At 62.2% G+C, this 21,289-nt stretch carries 20 protein-coding genes; 13 read left to right on the plus strand and 7 right to left on the minus strand.

The window, feature by feature from the left end; genetic code table 11:
- Window positions 1–273: 273 nt before the first annotated feature.
- Window positions 274–798 (minus strand): LysR substrate-binding domain-containing protein, encoded by a 525-nt coding sequence (locus tag ASE71_RS26530; RefSeq protein ID WP_156400758.1) that lies wholly within the window; start codon window positions 796–798, stop codon window positions 274–276.
- Here ASE71_RS26530 and ASE71_RS26535 point away from each other — a divergent pair.
- The 7 genes from ASE71_RS26535 to ASE71_RS26565 all read left to right on the plus strand — a co-directional run bounded on the left by ASE71_RS26535 (window position 781) and on the right by ASE71_RS26565 (window position 8,600).
- Window positions 781–1,635, plus strand: a complete 855-nt coding sequence (locus ASE71_RS26535; protein ID WP_162251906.1) for an alpha/beta hydrolase — start codon at window positions 781–783, stop codon at window positions 1,633–1,635. The genes ASE71_RS26530 and ASE71_RS26535 overlap by 18 nt on opposite strands.
- Window positions 1,636–1,786: 151 nt before the next feature.
- Window positions 1,787–2,479: an alpha/beta fold hydrolase gene (locus tag ASE71_RS26540; RefSeq protein WP_210338322.1), complete on the plus strand. Its 693-nt coding sequence runs from the start codon at window positions 1,787–1,789 to the stop codon at window positions 2,477–2,479.
- A 371-nt stretch (window positions 2,480–2,850) separates the two neighbouring features.
- On the plus strand, window positions 2,851–3,825 hold the full coding sequence (locus tag ASE71_RS26545) for an ABC transporter permease (RefSeq protein ID WP_060521329.1): 975 nt from the start codon (window positions 2,851–2,853) through the stop codon (window positions 3,823–3,825).
- 77 nt (window positions 3,826–3,902) lie between these two features.
- Window positions 3,903–4,904 carry a substrate-binding domain-containing protein gene (locus ASE71_RS26550; RefSeq protein WP_060521172.1) on the plus strand — a complete coding sequence of 334 codons (1,002 nt, stop codon included), beginning with the start codon at window positions 3,903–3,905 and terminating at the stop codon, window positions 4,902–4,904.
- 87 nt (window positions 4,905–4,991) lie between these two features.
- Window positions 4,992–6,560, plus strand: a complete 1,569-nt coding sequence (locus ASE71_RS26555) for a sugar ABC transporter ATP-binding protein (protein ID WP_060521173.1) — start codon at window positions 4,992–4,994, stop codon at window positions 6,558–6,560.
- Window positions 6,561–6,634: 74 nt separating this feature from the next.
- Window positions 6,635–7,648, plus strand: a complete 1,014-nt coding sequence (locus ASE71_RS26560; protein WP_413814653.1) for an ABC transporter permease — start codon at window positions 6,635–6,637, stop codon at window positions 7,646–7,648.
- A gap of 4 nt (window positions 7,649–7,652) precedes the next feature.
- Window positions 7,653–8,600, plus strand: a complete 948-nt coding sequence (locus ASE71_RS26565; protein WP_060521175.1) for a carbohydrate kinase family protein — start codon at window positions 7,653–7,655, stop codon at window positions 8,598–8,600.
- 31 nt (window positions 8,601–8,631) lie between these two features.
- On the opposite strand, the gene ASE71_RS26570 is transcribed toward ASE71_RS26565, so the two are convergent.
- A complete protein-coding gene (locus ASE71_RS26570; protein ID WP_244496942.1) occupies window positions 8,632–9,621 on the minus strand; it encodes a sugar-binding transcriptional regulator in 990 nt (329 codons plus the stop codon).
- A gap of 371 nt (window positions 9,622–9,992) precedes the next feature.
- Between ASE71_RS26570 and ASE71_RS26575 the strand changes: the two genes are divergently transcribed.
- Complete coding sequence (locus ASE71_RS26575) at window positions 9,993–12,041, plus strand: bifunctional aldolase/short-chain dehydrogenase (RefSeq protein WP_060521177.1); 2,049 nt, start codon at window positions 9,993–9,995, stop codon at window positions 12,039–12,041.
- A 165-nt stretch (window positions 12,042–12,206) separates the two neighbouring features.
- On the opposite strand, the gene ASE71_RS26580 is transcribed toward ASE71_RS26575, so the two are convergent.
- The 4 genes from ASE71_RS26580 to alr all read right to left on the minus strand — a co-directional run bounded on the left by ASE71_RS26580 (window position 12,207) and on the right by alr (window position 15,612).
- Window positions 12,207–12,512: a hypothetical protein gene (locus ASE71_RS26580; RefSeq protein ID WP_034790383.1), complete on the minus strand. Its 306-nt coding sequence runs from the start codon at window positions 12,510–12,512 to the stop codon at window positions 12,207–12,209.
- A gap of 276 nt (window positions 12,513–12,788) precedes the next feature.
- The gene (locus ASE71_RS26585) at window positions 12,789–13,169 is read right to left on the minus strand and encodes a RidA family protein (RefSeq protein WP_034790381.1); all 381 of its coding nucleotides are present in this window, start codon (window positions 13,167–13,169) and stop codon (window positions 12,789–12,791) included.
- A 37-nt stretch (window positions 13,170–13,206) separates the two neighbouring features.
- Entirely contained in the window at window positions 13,207–14,457 is a 1,251-nt protein-coding gene (locus tag ASE71_RS26590; protein WP_060521178.1) for a D-amino acid dehydrogenase, read from the minus strand.
- A 24-nt stretch (window positions 14,458–14,481) separates the two neighbouring features.
- Complete coding sequence (gene alr, locus ASE71_RS26595; RefSeq protein ID WP_060521179.1) at window positions 14,482–15,612, minus strand: alanine racemase; 1,131 nt, start codon at window positions 15,610–15,612, stop codon at window positions 14,482–14,484.
- A gap of 126 nt (window positions 15,613–15,738) precedes the next feature.
- Between alr and ASE71_RS26600 the strand changes: the two genes are divergently transcribed.
- The 5 genes from ASE71_RS26600 to ASE71_RS26620 all read left to right on the plus strand — a co-directional run bounded on the left by ASE71_RS26600 (window position 15,739) and on the right by ASE71_RS26620 (window position 20,714).
- Entirely contained in the window at window positions 15,739–16,203 is a 465-nt protein-coding gene (locus ASE71_RS26600; RefSeq protein WP_034790372.1) for an Lrp/AsnC family transcriptional regulator, read from the plus strand.
- Between the two features lie 351 nt (window positions 16,204–16,554).
- A complete protein-coding gene (gene ugpB / locus ASE71_RS26605) occupies window positions 16,555–17,859 on the plus strand; it encodes a sn-glycerol-3-phosphate ABC transporter substrate-binding protein UgpB (protein ID WP_060521180.1) in 1,305 nt (434 codons plus the stop codon).
- Window positions 17,860–17,927: 68 nt separating this feature from the next.
- Window positions 17,928–18,809 (plus strand): sn-glycerol-3-phosphate ABC transporter permease UgpA, encoded by an 882-nt coding sequence (gene ugpA / locus ASE71_RS26610; protein ID WP_034790369.1) that lies wholly within the window; start codon window positions 17,928–17,930, stop codon window positions 18,807–18,809.
- 7 nt (window positions 18,810–18,816) lie between these two features.
- On the plus strand, window positions 18,817–19,665 hold the full coding sequence (ugpE, locus tag ASE71_RS26615; protein WP_060521181.1) for a sn-glycerol-3-phosphate ABC transporter permease UgpE: 849 nt from the start codon (window positions 18,817–18,819) through the stop codon (window positions 19,663–19,665).
- Window positions 19,665–20,714 (plus strand): sn-glycerol-3-phosphate import ATP-binding protein UgpC, encoded by a 1,050-nt coding sequence (locus tag ASE71_RS26620; RefSeq protein WP_034790367.1) that lies wholly within the window; start codon window positions 19,665–19,667, stop codon window positions 20,712–20,714. The genes ugpE and ASE71_RS26620 overlap by 1 nt, the downstream gene beginning before the upstream one ends.
- Window positions 20,715–20,914: 200 nt before the next feature.
- On the opposite strand, the gene ASE71_RS36025 is transcribed toward ASE71_RS26620, so the two are convergent.
- Complete coding sequence (locus tag ASE71_RS36025) at window positions 20,915–21,190, minus strand: hypothetical protein (protein ID WP_127890105.1); 276 nt, start codon at window positions 21,188–21,190, stop codon at window positions 20,915–20,917.
- Between the last annotated feature and the right edge of the window lie 99 nt (window positions 21,191–21,289).

Genomic DNA, 21,289 nt, shown 5'->3' on the forward strand with positions numbered 1-21,289 from the left:
GAGGCGCTGTCATTCGGAGCGTCGAAAGTCAGCGGGCCCTGTCCAGTTCCTCCTCCGTCTTGCGTTGCTGTGTCGACGCAAAAGGTAGGCGGGGAAGATTGGAACGATAAGACGCCGATTTCGATCCATACTGGTAAATCTGACTAACCAGTCGGAATACTGTTCAGTGGCACGCTCATCGCGACCATGTCAGTTATGACAGGCGAATTTGTTCTCTCGGGTACGGGCCCTTGGCGTGATTGCGGCGGCACCACCGTTTGACTTCGAAATCACTTACAAAAACGCGCCAGCCTCGCGGCTCAGCGTGTCGATCAGCAGGCAGACACCGGGCAGCATGCCGCGGCTCGCAGGATGTATCAGCGAAATATCCAGTCCGGGGCCGGCCCAGCCAGGCAATATCTGTATGGCGGTTCCCTCGGCGACCATCCTGCGGCCGATGACGGTTGGCAGGCGGCCGATGCCGATCCCGGCCTCGATAGCCTCCGAGATGCCGCGGACGCTATTGGCACACATGCGCGGCTTGAACTCAACCTTCACCGGGTCTTGCGCCGCATGGTGGAGTGTCCAGGTCTGGCTTTCGCCCGGTGCGATCTGCTCGTCGATCAACTGATAGGTTGTTAGGTCGGAAGGCAGCAGTGACATGCCCTGTGCCGCGAACAGCGCCGGTGCTGCAAAGATAGACGCTTCGGTGCGTCCGATCTTGCGGGCGATCAGGGACGCATCCTCGAGATTGCCGACCCTCGGGAACATTCCGTCGACCTCGGCATGGACAATCTCCAGATGATCCGCAACGCCCAATTCCCGCCGGCGCTATCGCCGCCGGCCGTGCAGCCACAGGAACGCTTCATCGCGGGCGGCGAGGGAAATCCGAAGCTGCGGGTCGTCGTCCTGGATCCGGCGCCGGAGCGCCCGAACAAGCCGGCAATCCAGCATCTTCACGGTGGTGGACTGGTCGTTGGCAAGCCCGAAGTCGCCGTTCCCGAACTGCAGCAATTGTCCGCGGAACTGGGCGCGCTTATCGTTTCGGTCGACTACCGCCTTGCACCCGAGCATCCGTTCCCGGCTGGGCTCGACGACGCATACGCGGCGCTCGGCTGGTTGCATCAGGCTGCGGTCGAGCTTGGCGTTGATAGGAAGCGGATCGCCGTGATGGGCGAGAGTGCCGGCGCCGGGCTTGCCGCTGCCGTCTCGCTGAGGGTACGTGACCGCGGCGAGTGGCCGATCCGCTTCCAGTTGTTGCGTTATCCAATGCTCGACGACCGCACTGTGTTGCGCTTGCCACCGGCTCACGTCGGAACCTTCATCTGGAACGCGCAGTCGAATGCTTTTGGCTGGACTTCCCTGCTCGGTCGCAAGCCGCTGATGGCGGAACCACCGGCGGAGGCGGTTCCGGCACGTGCCGTCGATCTTGCCGGCCTGCCATCCGCCTGGATCGGCGTTGGCACACTCGACCTGTTCGCACAGGAATCGATACATTTCGCATCCCGTTTCGTCGTGGCCGGCGTGCCGGTCGAAATGTCCGTGGTTCCCGGCGCCTATCACGGCTTCGACACGATGGTACCGCAGGCGCGCATCTCGGCGGATTTCATCGCCGGCTGGAAATCGGCGCTGAGCCGATCTTTGGAAGTCGACTAAGGGGCAGGCGCACTGCACGGTTCGCGCCGCATGACTGCCAGGGCGCAAGAGGCTTTCCGCCCGAAGGCGGCATCTCGCTTGACGACCGCCGCCATTTCTTCCGATAGGGTCAATCTACGAGCAGGTGTGCGGGGAGGTGGCGACTGTGGCAATGCTCTTTGTTCCGGGCTTCATGCTCGACGCCGATCTCTGGCGCGATGTGGTTCCCGCACTCGGCGAGTACGGTCCCGCGACCTATGCCGACCTGTCGCAAGACGGCTCGATCGAAGCCATGGCCCGTCGCACGCTGATGGATGCCCCGGATCGCTTCATACTCACCGGTTTCTCCATGGGAGGCTACGTCGCCCGGGAAATCGTCCGGCAGGCGCCCGACCGGGTGACCGCGCTGATCCTCATTGCCACGTCCGCGCGCGGCGACAGCGACGTCGAGCGCCAGCGAAAGGCTGTCGTCGCCGGGCAGGCCGCCGGCACGGCATTCAAGGGGCTCAGCCGATCGGCTATCCTCTCGTCCCTGCACCCCGACAATGCGGGGCGGACCGATATCCTCGATCGCATCCAGGCGGCAGGCTATCGAATGGGAGGCGACACCTTTCGTCGACAATCTCTCATCGAGCGGAGGGACGAACGGGACGCTCTGGCGTCGATCCAATGCCCAAGCCTGGTCATTGCCGGCGAAGAGGATCGGTTGAGGTCGCGCGCCGAAGCGCTGGAGCTTCACATTGGGCTCGTCGGCTCAAGCTTCGAAGTCGTCGCCGACACTGGCCATATGGTCCCGATGGAAGCGCCGCAACGCCTCGCCACCATCATTCGGGAATGGCTCGCTCAACAGAAGGCCGAAGCGTAACGCGCCCGAGCCAAACTCCACCGTTCGCCTCCCGTTGTCACCCAATTCTTGCCGTTTGCTGCCCTTGCCGTTCCAAATCCGGCGGATGTCACGCTTGGGCTGAGGACGCTTTGGCAGTCTCGCCAAGCAGGACTTTCCACGGAGGAGAAGGATAGCAAGCCGGCATTTCCGCTCACCCTCCACTTCGGTTACAGAACAGCTAGAAGAACGTTGTTGACAAAACACACCGATGACTGGCAAATGTCAGAAATGTACAGAGGACGCCGGTTGTCGGTTGGTTTCAGGGGAGACAGGAGCCTGGAGCCGAAGAACCGGGAAGCATTTCCGTCTGCACAGATGCCAGCATGGGAGGGGACATCGTGGCTTTTCAGATGGATCGGCAGCTCGGCTTTCTCGCCACTGTGAACGTTGCCGCCATTGTCGCCGGTGCGATACTCGTCGGCGCGAGTTTCGTCGAGCTCTATAACTTCCAGTCCATGGCGTCGCAGGTCCCCGAACTGGGGTTCCTCGCCCTTGGCGTCATGCTGGCCATGATGTCCGGCAACGGCGGCATCGACCTTTCCGGCATCGCGCTTGCCAATCTCTCGGGCGTTGCCGCCTACTTCTTTCTGCGCGACGTGATTTCCGCCGACGAGGCTCCGCTTCTCTTCACCTGGAGCCTGATCGGCGTAGCGCTTGGCATCGGCCTTGTCGGCGGCATGCTGAACGGTTTCCTGATCGCGAAGGTTGGATTGACGCCGATCATCGCCACGCTCGGCACGCAATTGCTCTTTACCGGCCTGGCGATCGTTCTCACCAATGGTTCGGCGCTCAGCATCGGCTATGTCGAGCCGCTCGACGATTTCGGTAATGCCACGATCCTGAGCGTGCCCCAATGCTTCGCTCTGTTCCTGGTCGTCGCGCTCGCGATCGGCGCCATCCTGCGTTTCACGCCCTTCGGCCAACGTCTGCTTCTGCTCGGCAACAATGCCAAGGCCGCGCGCTACGCGGGCATCCCGGAAAAGCGCATCCTGTTCCTGACCTATACGGTTTGCGGGCTATTGGCGTCGGTTGCCGGCATCGTCATTGCCGCGCGCACCTCGAGCGTGAAGTGGGACTACGGCACCTCCTATGTCCTCATCGCTATCCTGATCGCCGTCATGGCCGGGGTTCGCCCCGAGGGCGGCTATGGGCGAGTCATCTGCGTCGTGCTTTCGGCAACGTCGCTGCAGATGCTCTCCAGCCTCTTCAACTTCATGAACATCTCGAACTTCTTCCGAGACCTCGCCTGGGGCGTTCTTCTGCTCGTTTTCATCGCCACCTCCGGCTTCGACTTCAAAGCCTGGTTCAGGGCGGCCCGCAGCTAACCCCGTTTCCGCCAGGGCCGGGCGCGAGCCTTCGCGCGCCACAGCTCTTTCCTTTCGAAGGCGCAATGGGAGGAACTATGCCTGATTTTCGTAAAATTGCCGCCTGCACCGTGGCTCTCAGCACCATCTGGGGTGCCGCGGCTGCCATGGCCGAGGAGAAGCCGAGCATCGTGACCGTCGTCAAGGTCACCGGCGAGAATTGGTTCACCCGCATGGCCGAGGGCGTCGCCGCCTATGGCAACGACAACGATACGGTTGCCACGAGCCAGATCGGCCCGGGCAAGGCGGATGCCGCCCAGCAGGCACGCCTGATTGAGGACCTTGTCGCCAAGAAGGTCAGCGCGATTGCCGTCGTGCCGATGGATGCGGCGTCGCTCGAAGGCGTGCTGAAGCGCGCCGCCCAGCGCGGCATCAAGGTGGTGACCCACGAGGCCGACAGCATGAAGAACACGCTCGTCGACATCGAAGCCTTCGAGAACAAGGCCTTCGGCGCCCGCTTCAACGAGAAGATCGCCGAGTGCATGGGCAAATCAGGAAAATGGACGTCCTTCGTCGGTTCGCTCGGCAGCCTGACGCATGTCCAGTGGGCTGACGGCGGCGCTGAGAACGCCAAGAAGTACCCAGAAATGGAGCTGGTCTCGGAGAAGAACGAATCCTTCAACGACGCCAACCGCGCCTATGAGAAGGCCCGCGAGATCCTGCGCAAGTACCCCGACATCAAGGGCTTCCAGGGCGGCTCCGCCATCGACGTCATCGGCATCGGCCGCGCCGTCGAAGAGGCCGGCCTGCAGGACAAGACCTGCGTCTTCGGCATCGGCCTGCCGAAGGATACCGGATCCTATCTTGAATCCGGCGCCGTCGATGGCATCAGCTTCTGGGATCCGAAGGATGCCGGCTACGTCATGAACAAGGTGGCCGACATGGTCATCAAGGGCGAAGAGATCAAGGACGGCATGGATCTCGGCGTGCCCGGCTACGAAAAGGTGACGGTCAAGAAGGGTGCCGGTGACGGTATCATCGTCGTCGGCGAAGCCTGGGTCGACGTCGACAAGTCGAACTACGGCAAATACCCGTTCTGATCGGTTCTGCCGATTAATGCCGTCGCGCCATAAACCGGCGCGGCGGCGTGTCCCTCGAACGCCCTCATGCACCATCAGGACAAAGCCATGCAGCCCCAGCCCACTGGCGGTGAACCGCATCTCAAGCCCGCGACCCCTTTTCTGGAGGTGCGCAACATCGAGAAGCACTTCGGTGGCGTGCGCGCGCTCAAGGGCGTGAGCCTTTCGATCGAGGCCGGCAACATCTATCACCTGATGGGTGAGAATGGCTGCGGTAAGAGCACGCTCATCAAGATCATTTCCGGGGCTCAAGGGGCTGATGCAGGCGAACTATTGATCGACGGCAAGACGGTCACCGGACTGACACCGGTCGCAGCCCTCGCTGCCGGCATCGAAACGGTCTATCAGGATTTCTCGCTGCTCCCCAATCTCTCCGTCGCCGAGAACATCGGGCTGACTCAGCAGTTGGTGTCCTCGTCGGGCAAGCTTGCGCGGCGGCTCGACATACCGAAGATGCGGGCGACGGCCGAGCGCGCCCTTGCGGCCGTCGGCCTGCCGGCGAGCAGGGCCTTTCTTTCAACGCGGACGGACGAGTTGCCGATGGCGACGCGGCAGCTGATCGCCATTGCCCGCGCAATCGCCTCCGACGCCCGCCTCGTCATCATGGACGAGCCAACGACCGCGCTGACCAAACACGAGGTCGACAATCTCATCGGCGTCGTCGACCGCCTGCGCGCCAAGGGCGTGGCCGTGCTGTTCGTCACCCACAAGCTCGACGAGTGCAAGTCGCTCGGCGGGCGCGCGATCATCATGCGCGATGGCCAGAAAGTCGCCGAATGCGACGTCGAGGGCCATTCGAAGGCCGATCTAGCCTTCTGGATGACAGGCAAAGTGCTGGACGACACCCGCCAGCGGTCCGCCGTCACGCTCGGCGAGAAGCTGCTCAATGTCGAAAAGCTCTCACGAACCGGATTTTTTGCAGACGTGTCCTTGTCGCTGCGCAAGGGCGAGATCATCGGCATTACCGGCCTGCTCGATTCCGGGCGCAACGAACTGGCGCTTGCGCTCGCCGGCGTTTCGCCGGCCGACGGCGGCGGTGTATTTCTCGAAGGCAACGAGATCCGCCTTGGCAAACCCGCCGATGCGATCGCTTCCGGGATTGGCTACGTTCCCGAGGACCGGCTCTCGGAGGGATTGTTCCTTTCGCAATCGATCAAGGACAATATCGTGGTTCCGGTCCTCGACCGGCTGCGCAATGCCTTCGGCATCGTCGACGGGCGCCGCAGCCGAGCGCTCGCCGAGCGCACGGTCGACGACCTTCAGGTCGTCTCGGCCGGCGTCGACAAGCCGGTGCAGTCGTTGTCCGGCGGCAACCAGCAGCGCGTGCTCATCGGGCGCTGGCTGACGATCGAACCAAAACTGCTCATCCTGCACGGCCCGACCGTCGGCGTCGACGTCGGCTCCAAGGACACGATCTATCGGATCATCCAGCGGCTCGCCGGCGACGGCATGGGCGTCATCATCATCAGCGACGACCTGCCCGAACTGCTGCAGAACTGCGACCGCATCATGGTCATGCGCAAGGGTCGTGTCGTCAAAACCTTTGCCGCCGAGGGGCTGGCGGAAGACGTTCTCTCCCGCGCGCTGACCGACGATACCATTGCGAGGCTTCAATGAGCGAAACCACCTTCTCCCCGGCAGAACCCCGGTCTGAAAGCGCGGGCGCTGTTGCCGGCATCTGGACGTGGCTCATGCGCCACCCACCGGCCTTCACGCTGATCCTGATCGTCGCGGTTTCGCTCGTCGTCGGTGCGATCAACACGGACTTCTGGCAGGTGTCGAACCTTTTCGACATCCTGCGTGCGTCCGTCGTCCGCGGCCTCTTCGCGCTCGGCGTGCTCGTCGTCCTTGCCTCCGGTGGCATCGACGTCTCGTTCACGGCGATTGCCGCATTCGTCATGTACGCCGTCACCATGCTGGTCGTGAATATCGTGCCCGACATGCCGATCGTCGCGATCCTCGCGCTCGGCGCCATCGGCGGCGCCTGTTTCGGCGCGCTCAACGGCGTTCTGGTTCATGCCCTGAAAGCGCCATCGCTGATCGTGACGATCGGCACGCAATATGTCATCCGCAGCTTCCTGCTCACCTTTGTCGGCACGGCGCTGTTCATGAACATTCCTGCGGCAATGGACGCGTTCGGAAAGCTTGCGCTCTTAACCCATCACAGCGCCAACGGTTCGACCTCGACGTTGCCGGCCTTCGTGCTCATCCTCGCCGTCGCCGCTGTCGTCACCTGGTGGATCCTTGAGCGAACCCTCATCGGCCGTGCAGTCTACGCCGTCGGCGGAAACGCCGGTGTGGCCGAGCGGCTCGGCTACAACCTGCGCACGGTCCGTATCTTTGTCTTTGCCTATGCGGGGCTTCTCGCCGGCGTCGCCGGGATCATTCACGTCTCCAGCAACCGGCTGGCGAACCCGTTCGATCTCGCCGGCGCCGAGCTCGAAATCATCGCCGCGGTGGTCCTCGGCGGCGCGCGTATCACCGGCGGCTCCGGCAGCGTCATCGGCACGCTTCTGGGCGTCGTGCTGATCACGCTCGTCAGTAACGTCCTCATTCTCGTCGGCATTCCGAGCACCTGGCAGCTGGTCATTGTCGGCATCTTCATCATTCTCGCCGGCGCGATCTTCTCGATCCGCGGCAGAGGCCGCCAAGCGCGGTCAGGGCCGGCGTCGTTCGACAACCCTGTTTCCTTGAGAAAGGTTTGAGTGCATGGCGCACGATGTTTCGGTCATCGGACTTTATATTCTGGACATCCTCGGTCGCCCGGTCGATCGCATTCCCGAGGGCGGCAATGTCGAGTTTATCGACGAGATCCGCTTGACGGTTGCCGGTACCGCCGGAGGCACCGTCGTCGACCTTGCAAAGCTCGGTCTCAACTGCCTCGCGGTTGGCGCCGTCGGTGACGACGAGAAGGCCGATTTCGTACTTTCGACCTTGCAGCGCTTCGGCGTCGACACGGCCGAGATGCAGCGGATCCCCGGCGTTCCGACGTCTGCCACGATCCTCAACATCCGCCGCAACGGCGAAAGGCCTGCTCTTCACGTCCGCGGCGCGTCCGGTCATTTCGAGATCGCAGCCGAAGCGCTCGATCGCGTGACGGCGGCGCCGATTGTCCACCTTGGCGGCACGGGCCTGCTCGACCGCCTCGACGGTGAGCCGAGCCGCGTGCTTCTCGAAGCGGCGAAGGCCAAGGGCCGGATCGTCACCTTCGATCTGCTCGGCGCCAGTGAGAAGACGCTTTCCCTCATCCGCCCGCTCTTCCCCTATATCGACTACTTCATGCCGTCGGTGGAGGAGGCCATGCTGATTTCCGGGCGGAAAACCGCCGAGGATGCGTCGCTCTTCTTCTGCGATCTCGGTGTGAAGCATTGCGTTTTCACACTCGGCGGCGACGGCGTCTATTTCATGGATCCGGACCGAAAGACCGTGAAACTGCCGGCCTTCGAGATCGACGTCGTCGATACGACCGGCTGCGGCGACGCCTTCAATGCCGGTTTCATCACCGGCCTGCACCACAAAATGGACACGGAGACATCACTGAAGTTCGCGCAGGCCTCGGCCGCGCTGGTGGCGACCGGTCTCGGTTCTGATGCCGGCATCACCTCCTTCGAGGGGACGCAGGCATTCATGCGCACCGCGCGCGTCAAGGCAAACTGACGGGCTGGCAGGGCGCTCCTGACGGAGCGCCTCAGACCCCTTCGGCCAGCAGCATCTCGGCGGTTTCGATGTCGGTGACAAGGTGAGTGGCGTAGCCGCCATTCATCGTCGCGCGGATTGCCGTTACCTTGTTCGCGCCGCCGGCGACACAGACGCGGCTCGGGATGCGCACGAGTTCGTCGAGCTCGATGCCCACCATGCGATCGTCGAGTTCGCCGCTCACCTGTCGGCCCGCCTCGTCGATGAACCGGCAGATCAGCACCGCGACTGCGCCGTGCGCCTGGTAGGAGTCGAAGTCCTCCTGGCTTGCGACATTGGCCGACCGGATCAGCGTGTCAGGACCGATATCGCCGACGCCGAAGACCAGGATGTTGGTCGAATGGATAAGCTCGAACTGCTTGACGAGCACCGGTTCGGAGAGAAGCCAGCGTTTCAGTTCCGGCGTCGACAGCAGCGCCGGCGCCAAAAGGTTGACGCAGCGCGCGTGAATGCGCTGGGACATCAGCGAGGTACAGAACTCCGGCGAGAATTCGGGATTGGCGATGGAACTACCCGAGACCTGGACGACAGTCAGCCCATCGAGTGCTTCGGCCAGCGAGATCTGATCGGCGACTGCAAGTACGGTCCGTCCCCAGGCCACACCGATCGTGTCGCCTTGCTTGATCATGTCGGCAAGCAGGCGGGCGCCCGCCTCACCGAGCCGCGTCACCAGCGACGCAGGCTCTCCCGCGGGAATGACCAGCGCTCCTTCGAGCCCGAACTTCCCCTTGAGCTTGCGAGCCACGGCGACGCGTCCGCCGACATCGGTGTTGACGCGGATGGTGACGAGGCCGCGCTCGCGGGCCTCCTGAAGGTAGTTGACGATGGTCGCGCGCGACATGCCGAGGATCTTGGCGATGTCGCTCTGGGTCAGTTGATCGACGTAGTAGAGCCAGGCGGCCCAAACGACCCCGTCATCGAACTCGGGCGGCAACGACTTGCCTTCGCCGATCATCCAACTCGCCCGCGCGCTCTCCGTCATCCGTCACTCCGCTTGATACCGTTTGCGCCACCTCAAACCGGAAAAGCGGCTGCCGTCAAACAAATTCGAACGCTCAATTGACATTTGACACACTATGCTGTCATTTGTTTATGTTCCGTTGTGACGGACGATCGAGAACGGAATCGCGCTTGAGCACGCGGCCGCGGATGTGGCCGCATGGGCAGGCGAGACCGCGGCAGACAGGATCGGACCCGCGCCTCTTCGACGCGGCCCGCGCCAGACGCCGATCCCAAATTTCCCAAGCGGCCTTTCCCGTCAGCCTCCTGTGGCTCGGTGGGCATGGTCCCGCCATGTCATTTTTGTCCGGAGCCGTCGCAGGTGATGTCTGCCGGAAGCTGAGGAGCCTTTGCATGAAATCGAGATGGTCTGAAACCGAATATGCCAGTGTCGTCGACGCCTACGTCCGCAACGGCGTCAACCGCGACCTGGCGATCCGCACCTACACCACGCGCCTGCTCGGATCCGATCCGGAACTGGTGCTGCACGGCGGCGGAAACACGTCGGTGAAGACCACCTTTACCGATCTCGACGGTTCGGAAATTCCGGTTCTTTGCGTCAAGGGAAGCGGCTGGGACATGGGCACGATCGAACCGGCAGGACTGCCGGCCGTCCGCCTGCAGCCGCTGCAGGCGATGGTCGGTTTCCAGACGCTTAGCGACGACGACATGGTCATGCTGCAGCGCCGGTTGCTGCTCGATCCAGCGGCGCCCAATCCTTCTGTCGAAGCGATCCTGCACGCCAACCTGCCGTTCAAGCACATCGACCACACCCATGCCAACGCGATCGTGTCGCTGACCAACCAGCCGCACGGGGAAGATATCGTTCGCGAACTCTTCCCCAAGGCGATCATCGTTCCCTATGTCATGCCCGGCTTCGATCTCGCAAAAGCCTGCGACGAGGCCTTCCGCGCCGATCCGACCGCCGACGGCATGATCCTGCTGAAGCACGGCATCTTCACCTGGTCGGAGGATCCGCGCGAAGCCTATGAAAAGATGATCGCGGCGATCGACATGGCCGAGCGCCGCATTGCCAAAGGCAATCCGCGCCCGTTCGTTCAGGCAAAGCAACCGGCAGCGATTGCGTCGGCCGCCGAAATCGCCCCGATCCTGCGGGGCGCCGTCGCCATCGACACCGGTGTCGAAGGCTCTCCGAAGCGCTTCGTGCTCGAACACCGCGCGAGCGAGACCGTGCTCGCGTTCTGCAACGCAGAAAACGCTGCCGATCTCGCGCGCCGCGGCAATGCGACGCCGGAACATGTCATCCACATCAAGCGCTTCGGACTGGCCCTGCCGGCGCCGGTTACCGGAGAAATGGCCACCTGGGCAGAGACGGTGCGCACGGCGGTGGCGGATTACATCGCCGAATACCGCGCCTACTTCGAGCGCAACAACGCGCGTGTTGGCGGCAACAAGAAGATGCTCGACCCGATGCCCCGCGTCTTCTACGTCGCCGGCGTCGGCCTCTTCGCAGCAGGTCCCAGCAAGAAGGCGGCACGCGTCGGCGCCGATGTCGCGGAAGCCACGATCAACGTCATCCGCAACGCCGAGGGCATCGAGAGCTTCGAGGCGCTGTCGGAACAGGATCTCTTCGACATCGAATACTGGTCGCTTGAGCAGGTGAAACTGGCGAAGCAGGTGGAAAAGCCGCTCAGCCGACAGGTCGCGGTGGTGACCGGTGGCGCCGGCGGCCTTGGCCTTGCGATTGCCGAGGCGCTGCGTGCGGAAGGCGCCGAAATCGCCCTCGTCGATCTTGCCGAAGCGGCGGTCAAGAAGGAGGCCGCCCGGCTTGGCGGCCTTGGCGTCGCCTGCGACGTGACCAACCCCAAGGCCGTTGAAGCCGCTCTCGCCGGCGTTACCGAACATTTCGGCGGTGTCGACATCGTCATTTCGAACGCCGGCGCTGCCTTCCAGGGCGCCATGATCGAGGTCTCCGACGAACTCTTCGAGAAAGCCTTCGCGCTCAATTTCTGGGGGCATCACTACATTGCCCGGACTGCGACCAGGATCATGAAGGCGCAACGCACCGGCGGCGCGCTGGTGTTCAATGTCTCCAAGCAGGCGGTCAATCCCGGCCCCAACTTCGGTCCCTATGGCACCTCGAAGGCGGCGCTGATGGCGCTGATGCGGCAATACGCCGTCGAGCATGGCGCGGACGGCATCACTTCGAACGCCGTCAACGCCGATCGCATCCGCACCGGTCTCATGACCGACCAGATGGTCGAGGAGCGCAGCCGCGCCCGCGGCATCACACCGGAAGCCTACATGCGCGGCAATCTCGTTCATCGCGAAGTCGCAGCCAAGGATGTGGCCGAAGCCTTCGTGCACCTCGCCAAGGCACGCACGAGCACAGGCGCGGTCATCACCGTCGACGGCGGCAATGTCGCGGCGATGATGCGATAGCCAGATTGTGCGGCCGCGGTGAGCACCACCGCGGCCGTGCCCTGCGATATGAAGAGCATCGGCTCGACCTGCCGATTGTGTCGCCGTGGCGAAGAAAGTTCGACAACGCGACGGCCTAAGCCAACGGACAGCGAAGGTCTACCTGACGAGCTGGCGCCTGGGCTCCTAGATCCCGGAGCCGTCCAGTTCCTGTTCGTCCTCGCCTTCCCAGGGCAGGGGCATCGCGGCGCGATCGAGATTTGCCATGGGCATCGGCATCCAACACTTCAGCTCAGGCTCGGCATACTCGATGATGCGACCGGGCGAGGAATCGGAGGCGCGCCAGCCTTCGGACCCAAACTGATCACCCTTCGACCAATAGGCGAGATCGACTTCCGCGGCGCCTTGTTCGGACGGGCGGATCGTGACGAGGATCCGGCTCCCGTTTTTCGGCGCGCTTGCCATATGACGCCAGTGGTCCGCCTCAGCCATCATTTACCTCCTGCCTTGCTGCACCTCGCAAGTGTCGCCTCGGCGCTTAAAACGGTCAACTCATTGTTTGCGTGGGCGAGGGGAGGAGGCAAGGCCAAGCGACAGACCTAGGCAAGCGCGGAACCGGGCTGGGTAATAGATGAGCGGGATGATCAGGTCTTCCTCGTCGTCCAAATGACGAATCCGAACTCGGACGCGGAAACCTGGCCGGCGAGGCTGTCGACCGCCGGCCGGCTTCGCCCGCAGTTCCCGAAATAGCGTCGGCGCCAGCAAACTTTACGGGATGGCGATGACCGCTTCGATCTCCACCTTCGCGCCCTTCGGCAGAGCGCTGACCTCGTAGCAGGCGCGTGCCGGGAACGGCTTGGTGAAGAAGCCCGCATAAACCTTGTTGATCTCCGCGAACTGTCCGAGGTCGGTGAGCAGAACCGTGGTCTTGACGGTGTTGGAAAGGGTCGTGCCCGCTGCGGTCGCAATAGCCCCAAGGTTCTTGAGGCACTGCTCGGCCTGCGCGATCGCGTCGTCCGAGTTGAACTCTCCGGTGGCCGGATCGATCGGAAGCTGACCGGAAACGAACAGGAGGTTGCCGACCTTGATTGCCTGTGAGAAGGGACCGACGGCACCCGGCGCGTCGGTGGTGTGGATTTCCTGGATCATGATCCGTCTCCGAGATTCGTGGTTGATTGGAACACGCTTATGCGTAGCGGGCGATCGCGAGATCGGTGGCGTCGATTTCCGGCTGGCGTCCGCTGACGAGATCAGCGATGACGCGGGCCGAACCGGAACTCATCGTCCAGCCGAGCGTACCGTGGCCGGTGTTGAGATAGAGGCCGGCGACCTTCGTCGGGCCGATCACAGGCGTGCCATCCGGCGTCATTGGGCGAAGCCCCGACCAGAAGCTTGCCTTCGACACGTCGCCACCCGGGAAGAGATCGGTGACGGAGTGCTGGAGCGTCAGGCGGCGAGGCTCGCCGAGATCGTTGGTATAACCGGAGATTTCCGCCATGCCGCCGACGCGGATGCGATCGCCAAGCCTGGTGATGGCGATCTTGAAGGTTTCGTCCATAACGGTCGATTCCGGCGCGCGCGAAGCGTCGGTGATCGGGATCGTCAATGAGTAGCCCTTGACCGGATAGACCGGCAGACGGATGTCATGCGGCCTGACGAGGAGAGGGGAGAAGCTGCCGAGCGCCACGACGACGGCGTCGGCCTTGAGCGTGCCATGCGCCGTGACGACGCCCTTGATCCGGCCGCCTTCCACGTCGAGGCTGCGGATGATGCTGCCGTAGTTGAAGCGCACGCCGAGCGCTTCCGCTTTTTTCGCAAGTTCGTTGCTGAACTTGAAGCAGTCGCCGGTCTCGTCCTTCGGCGTCAGCAGGCCGCCGACGATCTTTTCGCGCACATGTTTTAGCGCCGGCTCGACGCGAATGCAGCCGTCGCGGTCCAGAACTTCGTAGGGAATACCGTCGGCGGCGAGCGCCTTGACGTCTTTGCCGGAGGCGTCGAGCTGGGCTTGGGTGCGGAAGAGCTGCAGCGTTCCCTGCATGCGCTCGTCATAGGCGATGCCGGTTTCAGCGCGCAGCGCGCCGAGCGAGATGCGGCTGTAGTCGGCAAGCCTGAGCATGCGGCTCTTGTTGATCGCGTAGCGCCCGGACGTGCAGTTCGAGAGCATCTTGATCATCCAGGAGATCATGGCGGCATCGACCTTGGGTCGAAGGATGAGCGGCGCGTGCTCCATGAACAGCCATTTCATCGCCTTCATCGGAATCCCGGGTGCTGCCCAGGGCGAACAGTAGCCGAAGGAAACCTCGCCGGCATTGGCAAAGCTCGTCTCCAGCGCCGGTCCGGGCTGGCGATCGATGACGGTGACCTCATGTCCGCTCTTGGCAAGCTGGTAGGCCGAGGTGACGCCGACGATGCCGGCGCCGAGAACGATAACTTTCATGATGTCCTCAAAAGGAAAGGAAGCTCAGCGATACTGCCGTTCGTAGCGATGCCCGAGACCGGTCAGGATTTCGTAGGAGATGGTGCCGGCATCGCGTGCGATGTCTTCGAGTGTCTGGTTGGGGCCGAGGACCTCCACCAGGCTGCCGAGTTGCAGGCGCCCCTCCGGCAAGGCGGAGATGTCGATGGTGATGCTGTCCATCGACACCCGGCCGACGATCGGCAAGCGAACACCGTCGCAATAGACCGCACCCCGATCGCTCAGGCTGCGCGGCAGGCCGTCGGCATAGCCGGCAGCAATGGTGGCAAGCCGGGTCGGGCTTGCGGCGACATGGCTGCCGCCATAACCGACGCGCGCTCCGGTCGGCACTTCACGCGTCTGTACGACCGCAACATCGAGCTTGATGACCGGCTCCATCGGGTTTGGATGACCATCCGTCGGAGCACCGCCATAGAGTGCAATCCCTGGCCGAACGAGCACGCCGTGATAGGCTTCGCCGAGGAAAATGCCGCCCGAGTTGGCGAAGCACAGTTCGTATTCCGGAAACTCCGTGGCGATGCGTCGGAGTTCGGCAAGCTGGTTGCCGTTCTGCTCGCTCAAGACATCGTCGGCAGAGGCCAGGTGGCTCATGACAAACTGGATGTCGATCATGCCGCAGGTCCGCAGCATCGATGCGATCGCCGGTCGTTCCTGCGGCGGGACACCGAGCCGCGACATGCCTGTGTCGAACTGCAGCGCCGCGGGAAGGCGACGGTTGAGGTTTACAGCCGCACCGGCCCATTGCCGCAATTGTTCGAGGGAATTGATGACTGGAACGATGCCATCGTCGGCGCAGGCGAGCTCATTGCCCGGCTGCAGGCCATTCAGAACGAAGATCATCGCATCGCGGGCAAGCTGAGGTCGCAGGCGCCGAGCTTCCACGAAATGGGCCACGAAGAAGTGCCGGCAGCCATGGTCATAGAGGCGCGCTGCGACCCGGTCCGCGCCAAGCCCATAGGCATCCGCCTTGACGACTGCTGCGGCCCGCGCCGGCGCAATTTCAGACACAAGCCGGTCGTAGTTGCGAACCAGCGCCACAAGATCGATCGTGAGGTAGCCTGAGGCGCCGCCCTTGATCGCTTTCTGCTGCGTATTTTCCCTGACTGCGCCGTCCATGGCCGAGCCTCCCAACTTGTCCGGAGGGTAGTGAAACGATCGCAGAATTGTCGACGAATTGTCGATTGATCGTTGCGCGGATTCGTGATCTTTGAATGAAACAGCGAAGAATTGGAATAATCTGCAATGCCCGCGCTCGACACCATAGACCGCAATATCCTTCGGCTGCTGCGCCTGGACGCGCGCCGGAGCAATGCCAGCCTCGCGACCGAGGTCGGGCTCTCGCCATCCGCTTGTCTAAGGCGGATAAAATTGATGGAACAGTCCGGCGTCATCCGCGGCTATACCGCCCTAGTGGACACCTCGAACGTCGAGGCCAGCATTGCCGTTATCATCAACATCACGCTGGACCGCCAGACGGAGGACTATCTCGACCGGTTCGAGGCGGCTGTACGAAGACATCCCGAGTTGCGGGAGTGTTTTTTGATGACCGGTGGATCGGACTATCTCCTGCGCGTCGAAGTCGCCAATGCCGGCGAGTTCGAACGCATCCACAAGGAGATTCTCTCGGCTTTACCGGGGGTCTCCCGGATCCATTCGAGCTTTGCGATCCGCAACGTGCTCGCGACACGTCCCAAGGCGCGTCGATAGGCTGCAGTGTCAGAACCCCGGCGGCCGCCCCTAGCAGAGCAGGAGGGCGACAGGCATCAAGGCGAGGAGGCGGGCAAGTCCATCGGCCGCAAGTCGGTCGCGCACGCTGTGGGTGGTTGGCGATTTGTATCTCGCCCGGGACAATTGTACATCCAGCGTTCATATATGAAACAGAACGAATATTCCGAAGGCGGAAATTTGCGAATTCTGCATTCTATTTTCTCTTGCAGGTTCGTTATCGTTCGTTTTTAATCAGCGCACTTTCGCTGCGAAAGTCAGGCGCGACTGATTGAGGAGGATCAACGCGACTGAGCACCGAGACTTGTCGTCTCAATATTGGGAGGAACCGCCATGAGAGTTTTGAAATGGACGCTTGCGGCCACATCTGCAATCTCGATCTTCGCCGCCTCGAACGCCTTCGCGGCAACGGAGCTTGCCTGGTGGCACGCGATGACGGGCGCCAACAACGAAACCGTTGAAAGGCTTGCCAAGGAATTCAATGAAAGCCAGTCGGAGTACAAGATTGTCCCCGTGTTCAAGGGCACCTATGGCGAGACCCTGAACGCGGGTATCGCCGCGTTCCGCTCCAAGCAGGCTCCCGCCATCCTGCAGGTGTTCGACGCCGGCAGTGGCGTGATGCTGGGCGCGGAAGGTGCCGTGGTCCCCGTGGCGGAGGTGCTTAAGAAGGGCGGCTACGAGTTCAATAAGGACCAGTATCTGCCGGGCATCGTCGCCTACTATTCCAAGGCTGACGGGACTATGTTGTCCTTCCCCTTCAACTCGTCGTCCCCGATTCTCTATTTCAACAAGGACGCCTTTACGAAGGCTGGTATCGATACGGCCAAGCCGCCGGCCACCTGGCCCGAGGTCTTCGAAGCGGCAAAGAAGATCAAGGCGAGCGGCGCGGCAAATTGCGGCTTCACCTCGACCTGGCTGACCTGGATCCAGACCGAAAACTTCTCGGCCTGGAACAATGTGCCCTACGGCACGAACGAAAACGGGCTTGCCGGGCTCGAAGTGGAACTGAAGATCGACGCGCCGCTCTTCGTCGACCACTTCCAGTCGATCGCCGACCTCGCCAAGGACGGCACTTTCCGTTACGGCGGTCGCACCTCGGAAGCCAAGCAGCTGTTCATGTCGGGCGAGTGCGCGATCCTGACGGAATCCTCCGGTGGCCTCGGCGACATCGTCAAGTCGGGCATCAACTATGGTGTCGGCGAGCTTCCCTACTATGAGGGCCATGGCCCGCAGAACACCATCCCGGGTGGCGCAAGCCTCTGGGTCTTCGCCGGCAAGAGCGATGGCGAATACAAGGGCGTGGCCGAGTTCTTCCATTTCCTCTCGAAAACGGAAACTCAGGCCCAGCTTCACCAGGTTTCGGGCTACCTGCCGGTCACACTTGCAGCCTATGAGGAAACCAAGAAGTCCGGCTTCTATGAAAAGAACCCGGGCCGCGAGACGCCGATCAAGCAGATGATGGGCAAGGCGCCGACCGAAAACTCCAAGGGCGTTCGCCTCGTCAACCTTCCGCAGGTTCGCGACATCCTCAACGAAGAGTTCGAAGCGATGCTTGCCGGCCAGAAGGATGCCAAGACCGCGCTCAGCGAAGGTGTCGTGAAAGCAAACGCAGCGATCAAGACTGCAGTCGGAAACTGACCTCCAAAACGAAATGTCCGCATCGCCGAAAGGCGGTGCGGACCGGTCTTTGATGGGGAGGGGAGTCCATGCAGTCCGTCGTGTTTCCAAACAAGGTGCTGCCGTATCTTCTGCTGGCACCTCAGATCGTCTTGACGGTCATCTTCTTTTTTTGGCCCGCCAGCCAGGCGCTCTACCAATCGGTGCTGCGCGAGGATCCGTTCGGCCTTAAATCCGGCTTCGTCGGTCTCGCCAACTTCCGGGCAATCCTTGCCAACCCGGACTATCTGCATTCGCTAAAGGTCACCGTGGCCTTCAGCCTTGCGACCGCGCTGCTGTCGATGGCGCTCGCGCTGCTGCTCGCCACGGCGGCCGACCGGGTGGTGCGCGGGCGCAACGTCTATCGCACGCTGCTAATCTGGCCCTATGCGGTTGCCCCGGCTGTTGCCGGCATGCTGTGGCTGTTCATGTTCAACCCTGCAATGGGCACCTTCTCTTACATTCTGCGCCGCAATGGCTTCGCTTGGGATCCGCTGCTCAACGGCAACCAGGCGATGTTTCTGGTGATCGTGGCGGCAGCCTGGAAGCAGATCAGCTACAACTTCCTCTTCTTCGTCGCCGGCCTGCAGGCGATCCCGAAGTCGCTGATCGAAGCGGCAGCCATCGATGGTGCCCGTGGCACCAAACGGTTCTGGACCATCGTCTTCCCGTTGCTTGCGCCGACGACGTTCTTCCTGCTCGTCGTCAACACCGTCTACGCCTTCTTCGACACCTTCGGCATCATTCACGCGGTCACAGGCGGAGGCCCCGCCAAGGCCACGGAGACGCTCGTTTACAAGGTCTATAACGACGGCTTCGTCAATCTCGACCTCGGCAGTTCGGCAGCCCAGTCGGTGATCCTGATGATCATCGTCATTGCGCTGACGGCGTTCCAGTTCCGCTTCGTCGAGAAGCGGGTCCACTATTCGTGAGGCGCAGATGATCGAGAACCGTCCCATATCAACTGCGATCAGCCACCTGATACTCGTCATCGGGATCATCATCGTCGCGCTGCCGATCTACTATACCTTCGTCGCCTCGAGCCATAGCTCGATCGAAATCGTGCGGCCGCCCATGTCGCTGGTGGTCGGAGACCACCTCGTCGAGAACTATCGGGAGGCGATCGGCGGCGGCGTCGAGCGTGTCGTCGGCGTCAGCCTCGAGCGGCTGTTGTTCAATTCGACGGTCGTGGCGATCGCGATCGCTGTCGGCAAGATCGTTATCTCCTTCCTGTCGGCCTTTGCGATCGTGTTCTTCCGCTTTCCGCTGAAGATGCTGTTCTTCTGGATGATCTTCATCACCCTGATGCTGCCGGTCGAGGTGCGCATCCTGCCGACCTACAAGGTGATCGTCGATCTCGGCTTGATCGACACCTATGCGGGGCTGACGCTGCCGCTGATGGCGTCGGCAACGGCGACGTTCCTCTTTCGCCAGTTCTTCCTGACGATACCAGGGGAGCTGGTGGAGGCCGCGCGCATCGACAATGCCGGTCCGTTTCGCTTCATGAAGGATATCCTGCTGCCGCTCTCGGCAACGAACATCGCGGCGCTCTTCGTTATCCTCTTCATCTATGGCTGGACCCAGTATCTCTGGCCGCTGCTCGTCACCAATGACGCGAAGATGAACACGATCATCATCGGGCTCCGGCGGATGATCGATTTTACCGACGCCTCGACGCCTTGGAACTATGTGATGGTGACGGCGATCCTTGCGATCATCCCGCCGATCCTCGTGGTCGTGCTGATGCAGCGCTGGTTTGTCAAAGGTCTTGTGGAGACAGAAAAGTAATGGCTGAAATTACCCTGAATGACGTCCGCAAGACCTATGGCACGGTGGAAGCGATCAAGGGCGTTTCGCTCGAGATCAAGGACGGAGAGTTTGTCGTTCTTGTCGGGCCGTCCGGCTGCGGCAAGTCCACGCTGTTGCGCATGATCGCCGGGCTCGAGAACATCAGCGGCGGAGATATCCTGATTGGCGGGCGTCGGGTCAACGACGTCGAGCCGGCGGAGCGCGACATTGCGATGGTCTTCCAGAACTACGCGCTTTATCCGCACATGACGGTGCGCCAGAATCTTGCCTATGGGCTCAAGAACCGAAAGACACCGCCGGCCGAGATCGACCAGCGCATTGCCACGGCCGCAAGGACGCTTGAGATCGAGCCCTATCTCGACCGCAAACCACGGCAGCTTTCGGGCGGCCAGCGCCAGCGCGTTGCCATGGGGCGGGCAATCGTTCGCCAACCCGCCGCGTTTCTGTTCGACGAACCGCTCTCGAACCTCGATGCCAAGCTGCGCGGGCAGATGCGCATCGAAATCAAGCGGTTGCAGCGCTCGCTCGCAACGACGAGCGTCTATGTCACGCATGATCAGATGGAAGCGATGACGCTTGCCGACCGGCTTGTCGTCGTCAGCGCCGGCCGCATAGAGCAGGTCGGCACGCCACTGGAGCTTTACGAGAAGCCCGCGACCACCTTCGTCGCCACCTTTATCGGCTCGCCCTCGATGAACCTGCTGCACGGCAAGGACATGTCGGCGGGCTGGTCGCTTGCCGCGGATGTGACCAGGCCGACTGGCGATTACACGCTAGGCGTCCGTCCGGAAGATATTTCGCCGATGTCAGCCGATGCTCCAGCGCGAGCCTTCGAAGCGACGGTGCGCATCGACGGCATCGAGTTGGTCGGCGCCGAAAGCCTCATACACGGTCGCCTCCAGAACGGCGACGAGTTGGTCTTTCGCGTTTCCGGGCGCGCGCGCAACGAGATCGGTGACGAGGTGAAGGTCGGGGCGAGCACCGAAGCGCTCCACATGTTTGATGGCAGTGGGAACCGGCATGGATGATAGCCGGAAGGTCAGGGGAAGGGTTCCGGCGGAACTTCCTGCCCACCCTTAAAGATCGGCGAGAGCTATCCGGCGCTGAGTAGCGGGAGCCCGATTTGCGCCAGCCTGGTCGATAGCCAGTCTTCCAGAATACGATCAACGTGATCGGCGCCGGGCCTTCGGAGTTTGATCGCAGCAGATTTAGTTTGCCGCGCCTCGGATCAAGAAGCCGAAGGTGTCATGTGAGCGGCCTCGAGTTGCCAAGCGCGGCAAGACGAGTGTGCGCCAACAGTCGGCATGTTTTCTTCGGCGAAACGGTGTTGCGGGTTTTCAAGGTCGAAGCCCCGATGCTCCAGCCCAAGAATGCAGCAGTCACCGTCCGGCTGGATTGTCCAGTGCAGCTCGAAATCAGCAAACGTGTAGACCAGCGTCTTGCCGGGATCGACCTCGATGACACGGCACGGAACCGCTAAAGCGGCCCGAATGGGTGTTTGCAAGTTAGTTCCATAATGTATGTTATGCCACAAAATCTGTGTAGTGGCTATTTAGTAATGCGACAGTTGGGCCAGTTAGAGATGCGACAGTCTCGCCTCTCG

The organism is Ensifer sp. Root954, assembly GCF_001429005.1.
In the GTDB taxonomy this organism is placed as follows: domain Bacteria; phylum Pseudomonadota; class Alphaproteobacteria; order Rhizobiales; family Rhizobiaceae; genus Ensifer; species Ensifer adhaerens.

Bases quoted from the DNA above. Each gene is read 5' to 3' on its own strand.
- ASE71_RS26570 (WP_244496942.1), bottom strand. From the start codon at position 9,621: ATGACGGAGAGCGCGCGGGCGAGTTGGATGATCGGCGAAGGCAAGTCG.
- ASE71_RS26575 (WP_060521177.1), top strand. From the start codon at position 9,993: ATGAAATCGAGATGGTCTGAAACCGAATATGCCAGTGTCGTCGACGCC.
- ASE71_RS26540 (WP_210338322.1), top strand. From the start codon at position 1,787: ATGCTCTTTGTTCCGGGCTTCATGCTCGACGCCGATCTCTGGCGCGAT.
- ugpE (WP_060521181.1), top strand. From the start codon at position 18,817: ATGATCGAGAACCGTCCCATATCAACTGCGATCAGCCACCTGATACTC.
- ASE71_RS26590 (WP_060521178.1), bottom strand. From the start codon at position 14,457: ATGAAAGTTATCGTTCTCGGCGCCGGCATCGTCGGCGTCACCTCGGCC.
- alr (WP_060521179.1), bottom strand. From the start codon at position 15,612: ATGGACGGCGCAGTCAGGGAAAATACGCAGCAGAAAGCGATCAAGGGC.
- ASE71_RS26550 (WP_060521172.1), top strand. From the start codon at position 3,903: ATGCCTGATTTTCGTAAAATTGCCGCCTGCACCGTGGCTCTCAGCACC.
- ugpA (WP_034790369.1), top strand. From the start codon at position 17,928: ATGCAGTCCGTCGTGTTTCCAAACAAGGTGCTGCCGTATCTTCTGCTG.
- ASE71_RS26565 (WP_060521175.1), top strand. From the start codon at position 7,653: ATGGCGCACGATGTTTCGGTCATCGGACTTTATATTCTGGACATCCTC.
- ASE71_RS26580 (WP_034790383.1), bottom strand. From the start codon at position 12,512: ATGGCTGAGGCGGACCACTGGCGTCATATGGCAAGCGCGCCGAAAAAC.
- ASE71_RS26535 (WP_162251906.1), top strand. From the start codon at position 781: ATGATCCGCAACGCCCAATTCCCGCCGGCGCTATCGCCGCCGGCCGTG.
- ugpB (WP_060521180.1), top strand. From the start codon at position 16,555: ATGAGAGTTTTGAAATGGACGCTTGCGGCCACATCTGCAATCTCGATC.
- ASE71_RS26545 (WP_060521329.1), top strand. From the start codon at position 2,851: ATGGATCGGCAGCTCGGCTTTCTCGCCACTGTGAACGTTGCCGCCATT.
- ASE71_RS26555 (WP_060521173.1), top strand. From the start codon at position 4,992: ATGCAGCCCCAGCCCACTGGCGGTGAACCGCATCTCAAGCCCGCGACC.
- ASE71_RS26600 (WP_034790372.1), top strand. From the start codon at position 15,739: ATGCCCGCGCTCGACACCATAGACCGCAATATCCTTCGGCTGCTGCGC.
- ASE71_RS26560 (WP_413814653.1), top strand. From the start codon at position 6,635: ATGCGCCACCCACCGGCCTTCACGCTGATCCTGATCGTCGCGGTTTCG.
- ASE71_RS26585 (WP_034790381.1), bottom strand. From the start codon at position 13,169: ATGATCCAGGAAATCCACACCACCGACGCGCCGGGTGCCGTCGGTCCC.
- ASE71_RS26620 (WP_034790367.1), top strand. From the start codon at position 19,665: ATGGCTGAAATTACCCTGAATGACGTCCGCAAGACCTATGGCACGGTG.